15 protein-coding genes are annotated in these 17544 nt (G+C 57.8%); 11 read left to right on the plus strand and 4 right to left on the minus strand.

Annotation, left to right across the window (positions count from 1 at the left end):
- Positions 1-292 precede the first annotated feature (292 nt).
- The gene (locus AC2FIZ_RS00005; protein ID WP_142632779.1) at positions 293-1054 is read left to right on the plus strand and encodes an NAD kinase; all 762 of its coding nucleotides are present in this window, start codon (positions 293-295) and stop codon (positions 1052-1054) included.
- A gap of 263 nt (positions 1055-1317) precedes the next feature.
- Here the strand turns inward: AC2FIZ_RS00005 and AC2FIZ_RS00010 are convergent, their stop codons facing one another.
- The 3 genes from AC2FIZ_RS00010 to AC2FIZ_RS00020 all read right to left on the minus strand — a co-directional run bounded on the left by AC2FIZ_RS00010 (position 1318) and on the right by AC2FIZ_RS00020 (position 7259).
- Complete coding sequence (locus tag AC2FIZ_RS00010; protein ID WP_496790394.1) at positions 1318-2757, minus strand: amidase family protein; 1440 nt, start codon at positions 2755-2757, stop codon at positions 1318-1320.
- Positions 2758-2830: 73 nt separating this feature from the next.
- A complete protein-coding gene (gene prpE, locus AC2FIZ_RS00015) occupies positions 2831-4720 on the minus strand; it encodes a propionate-CoA ligase PrpE (RefSeq protein WP_271948034.1) in 1890 nt (629 codons plus the stop codon).
- 265 nt (positions 4721-4985) lie between these two features.
- Positions 4986-7259 (minus strand): NADP-dependent malic enzyme, encoded by a 2274-nt coding sequence (locus AC2FIZ_RS00020; RefSeq protein WP_142632785.1) that lies wholly within the window; start codon positions 7257-7259, stop codon positions 4986-4988.
- Between the two features lie 186 nt (positions 7260-7445).
- Here AC2FIZ_RS00020 and AC2FIZ_RS00025 point away from each other — a divergent pair, with 186 nt between their 5' ends.
- The 7 genes from AC2FIZ_RS00025 to upp all read left to right on the plus strand — a co-directional run bounded on the left by AC2FIZ_RS00025 (position 7446) and on the right by upp (position 13831).
- Positions 7446-8138, plus strand: coding sequence for a hypothetical protein (locus tag AC2FIZ_RS00025; protein WP_271948030.1), 693 nt, complete (start codon positions 7446-7448; stop codon positions 8136-8138).
- Entirely contained in the window at positions 8113-9204 is a 1092-nt protein-coding gene (locus AC2FIZ_RS00030; protein ID WP_496790395.1) for a cupin domain-containing protein, read from the plus strand. The genes AC2FIZ_RS00025 and AC2FIZ_RS00030 overlap by 26 nt, the downstream gene beginning before the upstream one ends.
- A 102-nt stretch (positions 9205-9306) precedes the next feature.
- Positions 9307-9699, plus strand: coding sequence for a cytidine deaminase (locus AC2FIZ_RS00035; protein ID WP_142632791.1), 393 nt, complete (start codon positions 9307-9309; stop codon positions 9697-9699).
- 4 nt (positions 9700-9703) lie between these two features.
- Positions 9704-11011 (plus strand): thymidine phosphorylase, encoded by a 1308-nt coding sequence (locus AC2FIZ_RS00040; RefSeq protein WP_281994990.1) that lies wholly within the window; start codon positions 9704-9706, stop codon positions 11009-11011.
- Positions 11008-12219 (plus strand): phosphopentomutase, encoded by a 1212-nt coding sequence (locus AC2FIZ_RS00045; RefSeq protein ID WP_496790396.1) that lies wholly within the window; start codon positions 11008-11010, stop codon positions 12217-12219. The genes AC2FIZ_RS00040 and AC2FIZ_RS00045 overlap by 4 nt, the downstream gene beginning before the upstream one ends.
- A complete protein-coding gene (locus tag AC2FIZ_RS00050) occupies positions 12216-13202 on the plus strand; it encodes an adenosine deaminase (RefSeq protein WP_496790397.1) in 987 nt (328 codons plus the stop codon). Before AC2FIZ_RS00045 ends, AC2FIZ_RS00050 begins: the two co-directional genes overlap by 4 nt.
- Complete coding sequence (gene upp, locus AC2FIZ_RS00055) at positions 13199-13831, plus strand: uracil phosphoribosyltransferase (RefSeq protein ID WP_142632797.1); 633 nt, start codon at positions 13199-13201, stop codon at positions 13829-13831. The genes AC2FIZ_RS00050 and upp overlap by 4 nt, the downstream gene beginning before the upstream one ends.
- Positions 13832-13837: 6 nt before the next feature.
- Here the strand turns inward: upp and AC2FIZ_RS00060 are convergent, their stop codons facing one another.
- The gene (locus AC2FIZ_RS00060) at positions 13838-14851 is read right to left on the minus strand and encodes a hypothetical protein (RefSeq protein ID WP_496790399.1); all 1014 of its coding nucleotides are present in this window, start codon (positions 14849-14851) and stop codon (positions 13838-13840) included.
- A gap of 152 nt (positions 14852-15003) precedes the next feature.
- On the opposite strand from AC2FIZ_RS00060, the gene AC2FIZ_RS00065 reads away from it, so the two are divergent.
- The 3 genes from AC2FIZ_RS00065 to AC2FIZ_RS00075 all read left to right on the plus strand — a co-directional run bounded on the left by AC2FIZ_RS00065 (position 15004) and on the right by AC2FIZ_RS00075 (position 17500).
- A complete protein-coding gene (locus AC2FIZ_RS00065; protein ID WP_142632801.1) occupies positions 15004-15939 on the plus strand; it encodes a DMT family transporter in 936 nt (311 codons plus the stop codon).
- A complete protein-coding gene (locus AC2FIZ_RS00070) occupies positions 15936-16583 on the plus strand; it encodes a sulfotransferase family 2 domain-containing protein (protein WP_496790400.1) in 648 nt (215 codons plus the stop codon). The genes AC2FIZ_RS00065 and AC2FIZ_RS00070 overlap by 4 nt, the downstream gene beginning before the upstream one ends.
- Positions 16584-16771: 188 nt before the next feature.
- Positions 16772-17500: a Hint domain-containing protein gene (locus AC2FIZ_RS00075; protein ID WP_246097113.1), complete on the plus strand. Its 729-nt coding sequence runs from the start codon at positions 16772-16774 to the stop codon at positions 17498-17500.
- Positions 17501-17544: the final 44 nt, after the last annotated feature.

The following is a 17544-nucleotide window of genomic DNA, read 5'->3' on the forward strand; positions in this document are numbered from 1 at the left end:
CGGACGCGATCAATTCGATCTCGTCGCGCTGACGGCCCAGCTCGGACGTGATCGAGCCGAACAGCTCTGGGTCGCGCGCTGAGAGAGACTGGGTGAAAAAACCGGTATCACGTAGATTGGCGTTCATGGGGGCTCCACAATGCTGGGATTTCTTGCGGATTTCCTATCGGAAACGGGCCATCGGCAAAAGGCTTAAAGCGACGATTTGGCCAGCGGTGGCGTCAAGTCTGGTCTAAAGGGGAAAGGTATGATTGTTTCGGAACCAAATGTGCAGCACTGGAAACCACAATAGATGATTCAAAGAATCGCTTTTCTTGCCAGCGACGCCAAGGTGGCTCAAACCGCACGCGACAAACTGGTCAGGCGCTATGGCAATGCGGCGCCGCGTGATGCCGGTGTAATTGTCGCGCTGGGTGGGGACGGCTTTATGCTGCACACTTTGCACAACATGCAGCACCTCGATACGCCCGTATATGGCATGAATCGTGGAACAATCGGGTTCCTGATGAACGAGTTCCACGAAGAAGATCTGATGGACCGTCTTTCCGCCGCTGAAGAAGAGGTCATCAACCCGCTGGCGATGCGCGCGATGGATCAGTCCGGCAAGATTCATGAGGCGCTAGCCATCAATGAGGTCTCTTTGCTAAGGGCAGGCCCTCAGGCGGCGCGGCTGAGGATCAGTGTGGACGGTCGCGTGCGCATGGATGAATTGGTTTGCGATGGCGCTTTGCTGTCAACGCCAGCAGGATCGACGGCTTATAACTATTCCGCGCATGGGCCAATCCTGCCGATTGGATCGGATGTTCTAGCTCTGACCGCGATTGCAGCCTTTCGTCCGCGACGCTGGCGGGGCGCACTGCTGCCCAAAATCGCCCAGGTGCGGTTCGATGTGTTGGATGCGGACAAGCGGCCGGTCATGGCGGATGCGGATTCAAATTCATTTCCGGATATTGATTGGGTCGAAATTCGATCTGAACCGGCGATTCGGCACCGTATCCTGTTCGACCCGGGCCACGGCCTGGAAGAGCGTCTGATTTCGGAACAATTCACGTAAATGAAAGGCCAGGTACGAATTAATCGCGCTTGTGTGAACCAGTTCACACGAATCCGATTAACATTAAGGTAGTGTGAACTTGCCTGGAGAACACGCCATGGTGGAAGTGAGTGGCCATCAACAGCGGTTTCGAAATGAACGTGCAGTTTATGTGCGGGCGAGGGTAGGTGGTGCTACGCTCGTTATCGGATTTCTAGGCATATTTTAGAAAGCGGACCCCGGGTACAAAACCCCGGGGTCAATTTTTTTTGGACAACGTCTATTTAGAAGGACGTCCCCATTTTCTTCCACAATGGCAGGCACATTTGCCCTACCCGGTCTTCTATCGCCGCGGCGGCGTCTACGGCCATATCCTCGCGCCATCTGCGGGCTGCGATCTGGATGTTGATCGGCTGCGGCCCATGCGGCAGCTCGGCCAGCCGCGCCGGAACACATGCCGCGGGCAGGCCGATGAAGTTCATCGCATAGGAATAGACCGCACAGCCCAGAACTTCATGCACGCCCTCGGCGCCCTCGGTATCTCGGTCCGGTTTGAAGAACGGCTGTGGCAGGAATGGTGACAGGACCAGAGGATAGTTTTGCATGAACAGAGACCACTCGCGCGCATAGTGGCTGCGCTTGGCCAGCATTTCGATAAGGTCTGTGCCAACTATGGGTGGGAATTCCTGAAAGTAGACCTCGAATATGTCGCGGATTGTTTTAGATCCCGCAGCCTCGATATCGGCTTTCAACAAGGTCAGAACTTCGCCCATCAGGGCGCGGTACCCACCACGACCAGCTTCAAAGATATCGGGTGGTGCGACCTCTTCCACTACATAGCCTGCATCGATCAATGCATCGCATGCAGTATCCAGAGCCTTGTCGACTTCGGGATGCAAATCGTATCCAAAGGTCTGCTTGGTGAAGGCGACCTTGATCGGGCCGGTTTGGTCCTCACCCCGCCACGGCATCGGCACGTGAAACGGATCGCGCGGATCGGGCGCGATCAAGCTGGGCATGGACAGGTGCAGGTCCGCTGCGGAGCGCGTGATCAGACCCTGCACCGACATCGATTGTGCCAATATGCCCCGTTCTGCCGATTGGCTGGGATTCCACGCCGGAACACGACCCAGACCCGGTTTGACGGTGACCGCCCCATTGGCGGCGGCAGGAAATCGCAGACTGCCCCCTATATCGTTGCCATGGGCAAGCGCACCGATCCCAGCCATCACAGCCGCGCCCGCGCCACCAGAAGATCCCCCGGGCGAGATATGACGCCCCCAGGGGTTATACGTGCGGCCATGCAGTTCGTTGTCTGTGTCAGCACGGAACGAAAACTCGGGCGTGTTGGTGCGACCGATGACGATGGCGCCCGCCTTTTGCAGGTTGGATACAACCGGCGCATCATCCGGGGCGATCACGTCTTTCAGGGCAACGACCCCATTCGAGGTCGCATGTCCTTTTTGATCGACGTTGATCTTGATGGTGACCGGCACACCATGCAGGGGGCCGGGCTGCTCTCCGCCACCGACCGCCTTGTCCAGATATCGCGCACGGTCCAGCGCTTGTGAACTCAGATCTTCAACAACCGCATTCAGCGCAGGATTGACCTGATGCATCCGGTCGATGGAGGCTTTGACGGCCTCTTCCGCGCTGATTTCCCTGTTGCGCGTCAACGCGGTCAGATCGGTGGCGTTCAGACGCCAGATGTCGGTTTCTGTCATGGGGCCTCACTGTCTTGGTCAGACAGTAGAGGCCCGGTGTCAGGTTGCAAGAGGCGGCAGGCGCGCCGATTTTCTACTGGGCGTAGCCGATGGATTTGAGGGCCTCGGTGATCTCGTCCAGAATCGCCGGATCGTCGATGGTGGCGGGCATCTTGTAGTCCTTGCCATCCGCAATCGAGACCATGGTTCCGCGCAATATCTTGCCCGACCGCGTCTTGGGCAGCCGGTCGACAACCACGGCCAGCTTGAAGGCAGCGACCGGTCCGATCTTTTCGCGAACCAACTTGACGACATCCTGAACGACGTCACCATGGTCGCGGTCACAGCCCGCATTCAGACACAGGAAACCAACCGGCATCTGGCCCTTCAGCTGGTCCGACACGCCGATCACGGCGCATTCGGCAACGTCAGGGTGTGCGGCCAGAACCTCTTCCATGCCGCCGGTGGACAGACGATGGCCGGCGACGTTGATCACGTCATCGGTGCGCGCCATGATATAAAGGTAGCCGTCCTCATCGACCATGCCCGCATCGCCGGTTTCATAGTATCCGGGGAAGTGGTTCAGGTACGAGCTTTTGAACCGGTCTTCGGCGTTCCACAGCGTCGGCAGGGTGCCCGGGGGCAGGGGTAGTTTCACCGCAATCGCACCCAGCTCTCCGGGTTTCATCGGGTGGCCACCTTCGTCCAGGATCTGCACATCGTAACCGGGCATCGGCTTGGCAGGTGACCCTAGCTTGGTTGGCAGTTCTTCAATCCCCAGCGGATTGCCCGCGATGGTCCAACCGGTTTCGGTTTGCCACCAATGGTCGATAACCGGAACGTTCAGCGCGTCTTTAGCCCATTCGATCGTGTCGGGATCCGCCCGCTCTCCGGCCAGAAACAGGGCTCGCAGGCAGGAGAGGTCGTATTCAGGGATTAATTCCCCTTTGGGATCTTCACGTTTGACCGCGCGGATTGCGGTGGGAGCAGTGAAGAAACTGCGAACATTATGCTCGGATATCACCCGCCAGAAGGTGCCCGCGTCTGGGGTTCCAACCGGCTTGCCCTCGAACACTATCGTGGTGTTGCCGTGGATCAGCGGCGCGTAGCAGATGTATGAGTGGCCAACGACCCAGCCGACATCAGAAGCCGCCCAGAACACGTCGCCGGGATCCACGTTATAGATGTTCTTCATCGTCCAGTTCAGCGCGACCAGATGGCCGGCCGTCGGCCGTACGACCCCTTTGGGCGCTCCGGTCGTGCCTGATGTATACAGGATATAAGCTGGATCATTGCCATCGACAGGAACACATTCCGCAGGCTCAACACCGTACTGGAACCCGTGCCAGTTGAAATCACGCCCCTCGATCAAATGCGCAACCTCTTGTTCGCGCTGGAATATCACGCAGAAATCGGGCTTGTGGCTGGCAAGTTCGATGGCACCGTCAAGCAGCGGTTTATAATGCACCACACGGCCCGGCTCCATCCCGCAAGAAGCGGCGATGATTGCTTTTGGTTTGGCGTCATCAATACGGACCGCCAATTCGTTGCTTGCAAAGCCACCAAACACAACCGAGTGCACCGCACCCAGCCGGGCACAGGCCAACATCGCCTCAAGCGCTTCGGGGATCATCGGCATATAGATGATAACCCTGTCGCCCTTTTCGACACCTTTTGCCCGCAATGCCCCGGCCAAAGTAGCGACCCGATTGCGCAGTTCGACATATGAGATCTCGCGCTTGGTGTGGGTGATTGGGCTGTCATAGATGATGGCCGTCTGTTCACCGCGACCATTCTCGACATGGCGATCAACTGCATTCCAGCAGGTGTTGACCCTGGCATCACAGAACCATTCATAAAGAGGAGCATTGTCGTCAAACAAAGCCTTGCTGGGTGGCCGAACCCAATCAATTCCTTTTGCAGCTTCCATCCAGAATGCCTCTGGATCGGATTTCCAGCTCTGGTAAACGTCCTGATATGCCACTTTGGTCTCCTCCGAAAAATCCCTGCACCGTGTCTAGGGCGGGGTATAGGGGGCAGACAAGCGGTCGAAGTGACGGGGCGTCACTTTATCGCAAAATATTTGCAGATGTATAAGAATTTCCCTGCTAATTTTTGCAAACCTGTCGGCAATTTATGGATTTTGCGCGCCGAATTCACAGTTTTGCAAAACTGCAAATGTATTGGTGCAAATATGAAGGAATCAGTCCGGGCACCTGTTTCGGTGCCCGGAGGGGATCCGTGACCCTTTACCCGTAATGAGCGACAGGCGTTCCTGCGATCGCCGCCATGTTCAGTAACCCGCGTGCGGTGATCGAGGGGGTCACGATATGTGCCTTGTTGCCCATACCCATCAGGATCGGGCCAACTTCCAGCGCGTTGGCCTTCATCTTCAGGATGTTGCGCACACCGCTGGCGGCATCTGCGTGGGCAAATATCAGGACGTTGGCGACACCTTCTAGACGTGAATGCGGGAAGATGCGCGACCGCAGTTCAGGGTCAAGCGCTACGTCCAGATTCATCTCACCCTCATATGTGAAATCGCGCGGCTCCGAGTCCAGAATCTCCAAAGCGGCCCGCAGGCGCTTGCCCGAGCCTTCGGCCTGATTGCCGAATTGAGATTGCGAACAGAACGCGATTTTTGGCTCCAACCCGAAACGCCGGACATGACGGGCCGCGCCCAAGGTGGTTTCGGCAAGCTCTGCAGGCGTTGGTAATTGCCTCACATGTGTATCGGCGATGAACAAGGGGCCGTCCTCAAGAACCATCAGAGACAAAGCGCCATGTGCGCGCAGGTCGCCATTGGCCAACACCTGTTCGACATAGCTTAGGTGCCAGCGGTATTCGCCAAAGGTTCCGCAGATCAGGCTGTCGGCCTCGCCACGCTGGACCATGATCGCCCCAATGGCTGTGCTGTTGGTGCGCATGATGGCCTTGGCCAGATCAGGGGTGACACCGCGGCGCTGCATGATCTGGTGATATGAGGTCCAGTAATCATAGTAGCGATTGTCATGTTCCGGGTTCACGATCTGAAAATCCTCGCCGGGACGCACGGTCAGGCCCAGGCGCTCGCATCGCGCTTCGATGACTTCGGGACGTCCGATCAGGATCGGTGTTTCCGTGGTTTCTTCCAGAATGGCCTGAGCGGCGCGCAGCACACGTTCGTCCTCGCCCTCGGCAAATACTATTCGGCGCGACGCAGCTGCTGCGGCCTCGAAAACCGGGCGCATGATCAGGGCGGATTTGAAAACCGTCTGGTTCAGGCGCTCTTTATAGGCCTCCATATCTGGAATCGGACGCCTGGCAACGCCACTGTCCATAGCCGCCCGGGCCACTGACGAGGACACAACAGCGACGAGGCGCGGGTCAAAAGGTTTTGGGATCAAATAGTCAGGTCCGAATGTCAGTTGCTCGCCCTTATAGGCGGCGGCGGCTTCTGCACTGGTCGTTGCCCGGGCCATATCAGCGATACCGTCTACGCAGGCGATCTGCATAGCGTCGTTAATTTCGGTCGCACCAACATCCAGGGCGCCCCGGAAGATGAAAGGAAAGCACAGAACGTTGTTCACCTGATTGGGAAAATCACTGCGACCGGTTGCGATGATCGCATCGGGGGCCACTTCGCGAGCTGCGTCCGGCAGAATCTCGGGCGTCGGGTTAGCCAGCGCGAAGATGATTGGTCTGTTGGCCATTTTCGCGACCATTTCGGGTTTCAGGACATTCGGTCCGCTAAGCCCCAGAAACAGATCGGCATCCCCGATCACGTCATCCAGCGTGCGCAGATCAGTCTTTTGCGCAAATTGGCTCTTGTGCGGGTTCATGTCCTCGGCTCGCCCTTCATAGACAAGCCCGTGAATGTCACACAGCCAGATGTTTTCGCGTTTCACACCCAGCTTCACCAGCATGTTCAGGCAGGCGATCCCAGCCGCGCCTCCGCCGGTCGAGACGATTTTGATATCCTCGAACTTTTTCCCGGCAACGTACAGCGCGTTCTTGGCAGCGGCGCCCACGACGATTGCGGTGCCGTGCTGGTCATCGTGAAAAACGGGGATGTTCATCCGCTCGCGGCACAGTTTTTCGACAATAAAACAATCGGGGGCTTTGATGTCCTCAAGATTGATCGCCCCGAACGTGGGTTCCAGCGCGCAAACGATATCGGCCAGCTTTTCGGGGTCGGATTGGTCAACCTCGATGTCGAAACAGTCGATCCCTGCGAATTTCTTGAACAGAACCGCTTTGCCTTCCATCACCGGCTTAGAAGCCAGAGCGCCTATATTGCCCAGGCCCAGCACTGCTGTTCCGTTCGAGACCACGCCAACAAGATTGCCCCGCGCAGTGTAAAGCTCGGCGTTGGATGGGTCGGCCTTGATTTCCAGGCTGGCCTCGGCGACGCCGGGCGAGTAGGCGCGCGCCAGATCCCGACCGTTGGCCATGGGTTTCGTAGCCCTGATTTCGAGCTTTCCAGGCTTTGGGTGAGCGTGATAATCAAGCGCGGCCTGTCGCAGGTTGGGAGTGTCAGACATAGGCAATTCATCTCCGTTCCGAATTTGGTTGAAGGGTTAAACTATTTCTGGCGCCTTGGCTACGTGACGTCACTTCATAAATGGATTTTTGCCAAACACGGCCGTAGGTTGAATTATGTTCTAATATGGTTACGGTCGCGCATCTTCATATTCGGCACCGCTTCCACAGGAGATCGAAGGCCCAAGATGACCCCGGAAAAACAATCTCAGTCGATACCCGTCACAACCGATACCAAGCGGTCCTTTGGGCTGGACCAGCCGCTGTTTCGTGCAGCGATTGGAGTTGCGTTGCTGATCTTGGTGGTCCTCTGTATCTGGCCGGTGCAGGCGATGTCCCTCAGCCATGAGGGTGGCCCGTTCGAATCCATTTCGGCCGCGGCGCTTGTTCTGGCCGGGGGCATTGCGCTTTTCCGGTATCGCGGGATTTCCCGTCTCTATATCGGTCTCGTCTGTTTGCTGCTGGCAGAGCGCGAACTTGCTGCGGATATCTATGCCGTAGATAGCTTGCCATATGGGATTCTGAATGGGCTGGACACGCTGCTCGATATGAACGCGGTTCGCGTCATCCTGGCTGTTTTGGTTCTGGGCGGCTTGCTCTGGCACGGGGTGCCAAACGGGTGGCGTGCGTTCAAGCATCGGGTCCCGTTTCTAATGGTGTTCTTTCTGGCCGGTATGTGTGCGGTGGTTGCGCAGGGGTTGGAAGAAGTCAGTGGCGCACTGAAAGACGACCTGTCGGACCAGATGATCATGCGTTTGTTTGTGTTGGAAGAAACGCTTGAGATGTTCTTTTCGATTGGCATTTTGGCTTCTGTTCTGATCGGATGGCCCAAAGCCACGACCGAAGAGAACTTGAATGACCAGCAATCAGACCAAAGCTGAGATTCGTCTGCCGACGCAGGAATTACGTGACGACATCCCGTTTTTTACCAAGGTACTGGGGATGCGGATGGATATGATCTATCCGGCTGATGACCCTCGGGTCGCCGTGTTCTCGGGGCATGGATTGCGATTACGGATCGAACAGGATGCACCCGAGGCGCCCGGAATGTTGCGCATTCTGACCGAAAATCCGGATGAGTTTGCTGCTGGCCAGCGCAGTTTGGTCGCGCCGAACGGGACGCGTGTTGAAATTGATGAACTGAACCCGCCGATGGTGATGCCGGATACCGTGCATTCCTTTGTCGTGCGCAGACTCAAGGATCAGGCCCCGTGGGTCATCGGGCGCGCCGGAATGCATTATCGCGATCTGGTACCCGATCGCTTGGGCGGGTCGATCATTGCCAGCCATATCCGCATTCCTGATGGCGGTCCGGTTCCAGACATGGTGCATTTCCACAAGGTCGGGTTTCAGTTGATTTTCTGCATCCATGGCTGGGTCGATGTGGTTTACGAGGATCAGGGCGATAAGATGCGCCTGACCGCCGGCGATTGCTTTATCCAGCCGCCCGAAATCCGCCATCGTGTGTTGGAGGCATCGGACAATGTGCAGGTGATCGAAATTGGTGTTCCTGCCGAACATGTTACCGAAATCGACCACGAAATGCAGTTGCCGACCCCGCAATACCGCCCGGATCGCGAATGGCAGGGCCAGCGCTTTGTCTACAACCGGGCCGAGGGAGCAGAATGGGGGCCGTTCCGTTTGCCGGGCTATATCTGTCGCGACACCACGATTGCCCAGAACACGATGGGTGTCGCAGGCGTTCAGGTGGTGCGTCGGGGGCAGGGTGACACCGCCTGGGCTACACATGATATCGATATTCATTTCACCTTCGTTATGAACGGTGAGTTGACGCTCGAAGGCGAGGGGCGTGACCCCTATCGGCTGGAACAGGGCGATGCCTTTGTCATCCCGCCGGGTATGCGCACACGCCTGTCTGATCCGACCGATGATGTTGAACTGCTTGAGGTCACGCTGCCTGGCGTGTTCAATACGGTTCTGGATTAAGCATTTTGGCTCAGGAATTCTGCGCTCGGGGCTTCAATTCCCCGGGGGCTTTCATTTAGGGTATGACTTTCTGACCAGATGATCAAAAAATAGGGAATCGCCATGAGCTTGAAAGACGCAGCCTTGTCCGTGCGGGAAAACGCCTATGCGCCTTATTCCAATTTCAAGGTCGGCGCGGCGATCCGGTCCCTGTCGGGGCAGATCTACTCCGGTTGCAATGTGGAAAACGTGGCCTATCCCGAAGGCACTTGCGCCGAGGCCGGAGCCATTGCCGCCATGGTTGCTGCTGGCGAGCAGGAACTGACCGAGGTTTACGTGGTCGCGTCGTCTCCTCAGCCAGTACCGCCGTGCGGGGGGTGCCGCCAGAAACTGGCCGAGTTCGGCAAGCGTGACGTCAAGGTGGTATTGGCCAGCTTGGACGGGGCGGAGTTGAAAACCACTATCGGGGATCTGCTGCCAGGCGCATTTGACGCCTCGCATATGGAGGATGTCTGACCCCATGGACGCCCGCTCGATCATCGCAAAGTTGCGCCGCAAGGATATACCCTCCGCCGAGGAACTGCACTGGTTTGCCCAGGGGCTTGCCGATGGTGGGGTCAGTGACGCGCAGGCAGGGGCCTTTGCGATGGCGGTTTGCATGGGTGGGTTGGGTGCGCAGGGCCGTGCCGATCTGACCATTGCGATGCGCGACAGCGGCGATGTCCTGAACTGGGATGTGGAAGGTCCGGTAATCGATAAACACTCGACCGGGGGTGTGGGCGACAGCGTCAGCCTGGTACTGGCCCCCGCACTGGCCGAGCTTGGGGCCTATGTGCCAATGATTTCTGGCCGGGGACTGGGACATACGGGCGGCACGTTGGACAAACTTGAATCCATCCCCGGTGTGACCACCCAGATCAGCCAGGACCGGCTGGTGCAGGTGCTGAACGAAACGGGGGCAGCCATTGTCGGCGCCACCGGGCAAATCGCGCCAGCGGACAAACGGCTTTACGCCATTCGGGATGTCACGGCGACAGTAGAAAGCCTCGACCTGATCACCGCGTCGATCCTGTCGAAAAAGCTTGCAGCCAGCCCGGATGCACTGGTGCTGGACGTTAAGGTTGGCAGTGGGGCCTTTATGAAAACCCTTGATGACGCGCGCAATCTGGCACAGGCGCTGACGGAAACCGCCAACGCTGCAGGGTGTCGGACCTCGGCAGTCATAACCGATATGAACCAGCCGCTTGCCTCTGCGCTGGGCAATGCACTTGAGGTGGATGAGGTCATGAAGGTATTGACCCAAGCGCCTGACGCGCCGTTGGCTGTGATCTCTGCCGAACTGGGTGGGGTTCTGTTGGCTGACGCCGGTATGTTTGCCACTTCGGAAGAAGGCCGGGACAAAATCGCCAAGGTCATCCGCGATGGCCGTGCCGCAGAACGGTTTGGCCGCATGATGGCCGCAGTTGGGGCACCCATTCACTTTGTCGACGATTGGTCGCGCTATTTGCCCGAAGCCAGCGTGATCCTGGAAGTGCCCGCTCCCGCTGCGGGCTATGTAACCACGATAGACGGAGAGGCTCTGGGCCTTGCGGTTGTCGAATTGGGTGGCGGACGTCAGGTTGAAAGCGATGTGATCGACCCTGCGGTCGGGCTGTCAGATCTGGTGCGACTGGGCGACCGGGTCGAAAAAGGCGTTCCATTGGCTGTCGTCCATGCCGCCCGCGAGGATGCCGCGCGACGTGCGGCTGATGCTGTTCAAAAGGCGATCACGCTTGGAACGGGTAAACCAGTGGTGCCATCCCTTGTCCACGAGAGGATCACGCCATGAGCCGCGCCTTCCTTGTGGTGATGGATTCTGTGGGTATCGGCGGCGCGCCCGATGCTGATCAGTTCTTTAATGGCGACATGCCGGATACTGGGGCAAACACTCTGGCCCATATCGCGCAGGCTTGTGCACAAGGTCAGGCGGAAGAGGGGCGATCCGGGCCTTTGCATCTACCGCATTTGGATGCGCTGGGGTTGGGTGCTGCGGCACGGCTGGCCTCGGGTGCGGAAACGCCGGGTTTGCTGGCCCAGCCGACAGGTCTGTGGGGCTGCGCCTGTGAGGATTCTCCGGGCAAGGACACGCCATCGGGGCATTGGGAGCTAGCAGGGCTGCCTGTGCCGTGGGACTGGCATTACTTTCCCAATACAACACCATCATTTCCGGCTGATCTGAGCAAGGTCGCAGCCGAGGCCGCCGGAACCGAAGGGGTTTTGGGGGATTGCCACGCCTCGGGCACCACGATCATCGCCGAATTGGGGGCCGAGCATATGCGAACCGGTTGGCCGATCTGCTATACCTCGGCCGATAGTGTCTTTCAGATCGCCGCGCATGAAGAAAGTTTCGGCCTAGACCGTCTGCTTGACCTCTGCCGCGCGCTGGCCCCACGTTTGCACCAGATGAAAGTGGGGCGTGTGATCGCACGGCCCTTTGTCGGCTCGCCCGAACAAGGGTTCACCCGCACGACCAACCGCAAGGATTTTGCCATCGTGCCGCCCGCTCCGGTGCTGACGAACTGGTGTCAGGATGCGGGCCGCCGTGTTCATGCAGTGGGCAAGATCGGCGATATCTTTTCCATGCAGGGAATCGACACGCTGCGCAAAGGGTCGGATGCTGACTTGATGGGTCATCTGTCCGATCTGGTCGATGAGGCCGAAGAGGGCAGCCTGACATTCGCTAATTTTGTCGAGTTCGACAGTCTCTATGGCCATCGGCGCGACATCAGCGGCTATGCCAGCGCGCTGGAATGGTTTGACCAAGAGATAGGTGCAATTCTGACCCGGTTGCGCCCCGACGACCTGATGTTGTTGACCGCTGATCACGGCAACGACCCAAGCTGGATCGGCACCGACCACACGCGTGAGCAAGTACCTGTCCTGATTGCAGGGCAGGGGGCGGGGCAGATCGGTCAGGTCAAATTCGCCGACATTGCCGCCAGTATCGCACATCACCTGAATATCCCGGCACAAGGGCCGGGGCGGAGCTTTCTATGACTGTCGCTGACCTACCCAAGATCGAACTGCACTTGCATCACGAAGGTGCCGCGCCGCCTGCCTTCATCCGTCAGCTGGCGCATGAAAAGCGCATCGACCTGAGCGGGATTTTCAAACATGACGGGTCTTATGATTTCCGGGATTTCGCCCATTTCCTCAGCGTATATGAGGCCGCCTGTGAGGTGCTGAAATCGCCCGAGGATTTCCGCCGTCTGACGTTGGCTATTCTTGAAGAAAGCGCGGCGAACGGGGTGGTGTATTCGGAAAGCTTTCTGAGCCCCGATTTCTGTGGCGGTGGCGATTCGGTGGCCTGGCGCGACTATCTAAGTGCCATTCAGGATGCCGCTGATGAAGCCGAGCGGAAATACGATATCACTCTGCGCGGCGTGGTGACCTGTGTCCGGCATTTCGGACCCGAACAGGCCAAGCTCAGTGCATATTGTGCCGCTGAAACAGCGGGCGACTGGATCACCGGGTTCGGTATGGGGGGCAATGAATCCATGGGGGTTCAGGGCGATTATAAGTGGGCGTTTGACTGCGCGCGCGAGGCCGGACTACGCCTGACCACCCATGCCGGGGAATTCGGTGGGCCGGATAGTGTCCGCGATGCGATCCGTGATCTGGGAGTTGAACGCATCGGCCATGGCGTGCGTGCGATCGAAGATCTCGACCTTGTGCATGAGATCGTTGATCGTGGTGTGACGCTCGAGGTTTGCCCGGGCTCGAACGTGGTTCTGGGCCTGTTTCCCGACTTTGCCAGCCATCCGATTTCCAAGTTGCGCGAGGCAGGTGTCAAGGTCACCGTGTCCACCGACGATCCGCCGTTTTTCCATACCACAATGCGGCGTGAATATGAGATGTTGGCCAAGGCCTTTGGTTGGGAGGCCGAGGATTTTGCCGCCCTGAATGAAACCGCCCTGAATGCGGCTTTTTGCGATGAAGCGACCCGTGCGCGGGTCAAGAAAAGACTGGAGATATCATGAGCGAACACCTGACCGTCGTCGACCACCCGTTGGTGCAGCACAAATTGACGCTCATGCGGGACAAGGGCACTTCGACCGCCGAATTCCGTCAGTTGCTGCGTGAGATCACCTTGCTTCTGGCCTATGAGATCACGCGCGAAATGCCATTGACCACCCGGCACATTGAAACCCCGATGGAAGAGATGGACGCCCCCATCCTGGCAGGTAAGAAACTGGCGCTGGTTTCTATCCTGCGCGCCGGTAACGGAATGCTGGACGGCGTTTTGGAACTGATCCCCTCGGCCCGCGTCGGCTTCGTTGGCCTGTACCGCGATGAAGAGACTTTGAAGCCCGTCCAATATTACTTCAAAGCGCCCGAGGGGCTGAAGGACCGTCTGGTCATAGCCGTCGACCCGATGCTGGCAACCGGCAACAGCTCGGCCGCTGCGATTGATTTGCTGAAAGAGGCTGGCGCGACGGATATCCGTTTCCTCTGCCTGTTGGCCGCCCCCGAAGGTGTTGCCCGCATGAAAGAGGCGCACCCGGATGTTCACATCGTCACCGCCGCACTGGACCGTGAGCTGAACTCAAAAGGCTATATCATGCCAGGTTTGGGCGATGCGGGTGACCGGATGTTCGGGACCAAGTAAGCGGGCTTATCCGCCGCAGATATTCTGCAGCCGGACCCATTCGCGATCTGGCAGTATCTGTTGCAGGGGCTGGCCCGCCATCGGGTCGGCCTCGATCAGGCCCAGCACGGTTTCACCTGTGACGTCCGTCGCATAAGCAAAGGGGACTGAGGGCAAAGCTGCCTCGGCAAAAATTTCCAGCAGGTTCTCGTCTGGTACAGCCGGACGGGGTTCTGATAGAACTTCTTCGGTATAACTGTCGACAATCTGAGGTGTCAGCTCACCGGTTGTCAGCAGGCGGAACGCAGATCTGATGCCGGTCCGGTCCAGCAGATCATCCAGTGGGTCCTGTGCCTGCACACGTGCACGTTCCGCAATGATGTACCCGGCCACGACCGAGGGGTCTTCGTGATCTTCGACCAGAGATCGGTTCAACAGGACAATTCCACCCGGCAGGGTCAGGCTGGTCTGTACTCCGGCGGGTAGGATAACGATTGCGCGCACGCCCGTTCTTGCCGCCAGATGATCCAGTGCTTCCTGAGTGCCCTCGGACACGCAGGCGCGGCCTGACACTCTTTCGATGCGCCTCAGGATTGTGTCACCGATGTCGATACGTTTGATTTCGGGAACGACGGATACGACATGGTTTTGTAACGCTGACGGTAACCACAACAGCATGAGCGCGGCCACAGCAGCCACAACCCCGGCCACGCTGAACCACCGCAAACGCCCGGGGTGGGGGCGTGACCAGTCGATGGCACGCTGCAGACGGTCAATGGCTTCGATCATCGTGGTTTCGGATTGGGCCAGTTCCAACGTCTCTTGCGGGTCGCCATCCGGGTGGTAAATCGCAGGGAAAACACCGGGGTTCTGGCGCTCTAACGCAGCCAGCGACCAATGCGTCAGTGCCCGGTCGTTGAAATCTGATATCGTCAGAGTCGCTTCGCCAATCGACACAACAACCTCGCGCCGCTGAACATCGGGCGAGGGGCGCCACAGACCGGTGGCTTCGATCCGCTGGAACTGTTTCAGTGCCGTCATCGGGGTGATGTCTGCTCGTTCTTAATTGGAGCCAGCTTAACACGCTAAATTCAACCGGCGCAAACCTGTTGCGCGATGTTCAGGAAATGTGCTGGATACCTAGACGAGCGGAATATTCTGTTACCGCTCTCCATCATGCCGCGGGGAAAATGATGCAGGCGGACACCCAGACTTCACCGGTTTTGGCCTCGGTGCTGATGGTCAGTGCTATGGCAATCATCGGCGTAATTGATAATGTGGTCATCTTGGTGGCCGAAACGATCGGACTGTGGCAGTTCCATTTCAGCCGGGCTCTGCTCATGCTACCGCTGATAATGGGCCTGTCACTGCTTGGGCTGGGCCGCTTGCGCCCGATTAGGCTTGGCCCCGTGATCCTGCGTAGTGTTCTCATCACATTGGCCATGTTGTTCTATTTTGCCTCGCTTGCGCTGATGCCGATTGCTCAGGCGTTGGCGGGTTTGTTCACGTCGCCGATCTTTGTGCTGTTGATTACAACCGTCGCCATGAAGCAACGGATAGGCCCATGGCGTATTCTGGCCGTTGCAGTAGGGTTTGCCGGGATTTTGTGCGTGTTGCAGCCGAATCCCGGCGAGTTTGATGCAAAAACGCTGTTGCCGGTCGCCGGAGGGCTGTTCTACGCGTTCAGTTCAGTCATCACCCGAAGCCACTGCGCGCAGGAAAGCACAACGGCATTGCTGGCGGCTATGGTGACAACCTTGGGAGTGGCCGGAGCGGTAGGGCTGATCGTGTTATCCTTGTTTCCGGGGGTTCCGGTCGCTGGGCCGGAGGGCTTCGTCACCCGTGGCTGGGTCTGGCAAATGGGACCGGCAATTCCTTGGATTATAGTTCAGGCAATAGGGTCGACGATTGCGGTATTCATGCTGATCAAATCCTATCAGATCGGTGAGACCTCTTATGTGGCGGTGTTTGAATACTCGGTGATGATATTTGGACCCTTGTTCGCCTGGAGGGTCTTTGGGCAGAATATCGGTGTTCTGCAGATCCTCGGCATATGCCTGATCGCAACGGCCGGAGTTCTGCTGGCCTGGCGGTCCACGCGTCCCGCCGCTACAGAGGCCGCATCGTGATCATTTCGCGCGGTCGCTCTTATATCTTCGTCCACATTCCCAAAACTGGAGGGACATCTTTGTCGCTGGCTTTGGAACAGCGCGCGATGAAGGATGATATTTTGCTGGGAGATACGCCCAAGGCAAAGAAACGCAATAGGCGGATCAAACAGCTATCGGCGCGTGGCCGCCTTTGGAATCATTCAACCCTCGCCGATATCGAAGGTGTTCTTTCACCGGATGAGTTGTCGGGGATGACAGTCTTTACCCTGGTCCGAAATCCCTGGGATCGGCTTGTCAGCTATTATCACTGGCTCAAGGTGCAAGGCTTTGATCACCCCGCAATCGCGCTGGCCCGCGCCCATTCGTTTGAAGGATTTGTCTGCCACCCTGCGACGCAACAATCGCTCCGTCAACATCCGGCGCGGCACTACGTGACGCGAGCCGATGGTATCGAGCAGTGCCAGTATTTCATCAGACTCGAAGCGTTTGATCAGGACGCAGAGCCTCTGTTTGACCACCTGGGGTTCCGGATCACACTGCCGCATCTGAATCGATCAGAGCGGGCGAAAGATTACCGCAGCTATTATTCAGCCGCATCACAGGAGGCCATCGCCGAGGCTTGCGCTGAAGATATAGACAGATTCGGATACTCTTTTGATTAGATGACAGAAATATCGTTTCCCTGTGGGACTTAATACAGGGCGATTGCAGATCGTTGTTCCGCTTTTAGCGTTATCCAACGGGGTTTGGGACCCAAATCAGGCTCAAATGTGTCAAAATTTGGACGCGTGATCGGTTTGGATGCTAATGAATATCTATTGTTTTTGGTGCCAGCAGGGGGGGGAGGCACGTGTTTGAAGTAGTGAGTGACATGGGTATTTCAGATGTTCCGGAAAGCCGGACACAATTCGAAACCAGAGTAGAACTGAACGCGCGCCGTGGCGGCTTGATCCACGGGACCAGGGTTGCAACTGTCGACGGCTGGACGCCGATTGAAGACATTCAGCCTGGTGATCTGATCCGGACAGTCGAGAACGGCTTTAAGGCAGTAAGGCGCATTTCTGTCGATACGATTTCGGTTCCTACTGAAGAAAGTCGGATCGAGTATTTGCCAGTCCGCGTACCCCCAAGTGCCGTCGACAGCCCAGGTACGATTTGGATCATGCCTGAACAGGGTATAGCATTGGAGCATGGCACTGCAGATCTGACTGTTGTGGCAGCACGAAAGTTGAGCGGTTTGTTCCGCATCAAGTCGGACGTCCCGGCATCATCATTCGATGTCAGCGCACTGTTCTTTGACGAGGATGAAGTGGTCTATATGGAAGGCGGCATGCGCGCCTTCTGCCCGTCAGGGCGATTCGGCGGCCACAGCGGCACAAGTGCGGGCTATCAAATTGCCGAAAGCGAAACAGCGGCGGAATTGGTCGAAGATATACGAACCGAGGGCCGCGTGGCAGCCCTTGCCAACCCGTTGGGTGCGCTGCCTGCACCCATCTCGCTGGAACAAGTTGTCCCTTTGAGACCCAGCAGGGGCGCGCGTCGCCCGGGTCGTCCGGGCCGACCTCTCCCAGTGATCTGAACGGCAGACCAACCAAACACGACAAGCAGGGTGCTGGCGTAAGG

The organism is Ruegeria sp. CDSB022 (genome assembly GCF_059611145.1).

What these genes read in the sequence shown, in the direction of transcription:
- AC2FIZ_RS00040 (WP_281994990.1), top strand. Translation starts at nt 9,704, where the DNA reads ATGGACGCCCGCTCGATCATCGCAAAGTTGCGCCGCAAGGATATACCC.
- AC2FIZ_RS00020 (WP_142632785.1), bottom strand. Translation starts at nt 7,259, where the DNA reads ATGTCTGACACTCCCAACCTGCGACAGGCCGCGCTTGATTATCACGCT.
- AC2FIZ_RS00030 (WP_496790395.1), top strand. Translation starts at nt 8,113, where the DNA reads ATGACCAGCAATCAGACCAAAGCTGAGATTCGTCTGCCGACGCAGGAA.
- AC2FIZ_RS00045 (WP_496790396.1), top strand. Translation starts at nt 11,008, where the DNA reads ATGAGCCGCGCCTTCCTTGTGGTGATGGATTCTGTGGGTATCGGCGGC.
- AC2FIZ_RS00005 (WP_142632779.1), top strand. Translation starts at nt 293, where the DNA reads ATGATTCAAAGAATCGCTTTTCTTGCCAGCGACGCCAAGGTGGCTCAA.
- AC2FIZ_RS00025 (WP_271948030.1), top strand. Translation starts at nt 7,446, where the DNA reads ATGACCCCGGAAAAACAATCTCAGTCGATACCCGTCACAACCGATACC.
- AC2FIZ_RS00065 (WP_142632801.1), top strand. Translation starts at nt 15,004, where the DNA reads ATGCAGGCGGACACCCAGACTTCACCGGTTTTGGCCTCGGTGCTGATG.
- AC2FIZ_RS00010 (WP_496790394.1), bottom strand. Translation starts at nt 2,757, where the DNA reads ATGACAGAAACCGACATCTGGCGTCTGAACGCCACCGATCTGACCGCG.
- upp (WP_142632797.1), top strand. Translation starts at nt 13,199, where the DNA reads ATGAGCGAACACCTGACCGTCGTCGACCACCCGTTGGTGCAGCACAAA.
- AC2FIZ_RS00035 (WP_142632791.1), top strand. Translation starts at nt 9,307, where the DNA reads ATGAGCTTGAAAGACGCAGCCTTGTCCGTGCGGGAAAACGCCTATGCG.
- AC2FIZ_RS00050 (WP_496790397.1), top strand. Translation starts at nt 12,216, where the DNA reads ATGACTGTCGCTGACCTACCCAAGATCGAACTGCACTTGCATCACGAA.
- AC2FIZ_RS00060 (WP_496790399.1), bottom strand. Translation starts at nt 14,851, where the DNA reads ATGACGGCACTGAAACAGTTCCAGCGGATCGAAGCCACCGGTCTGTGG.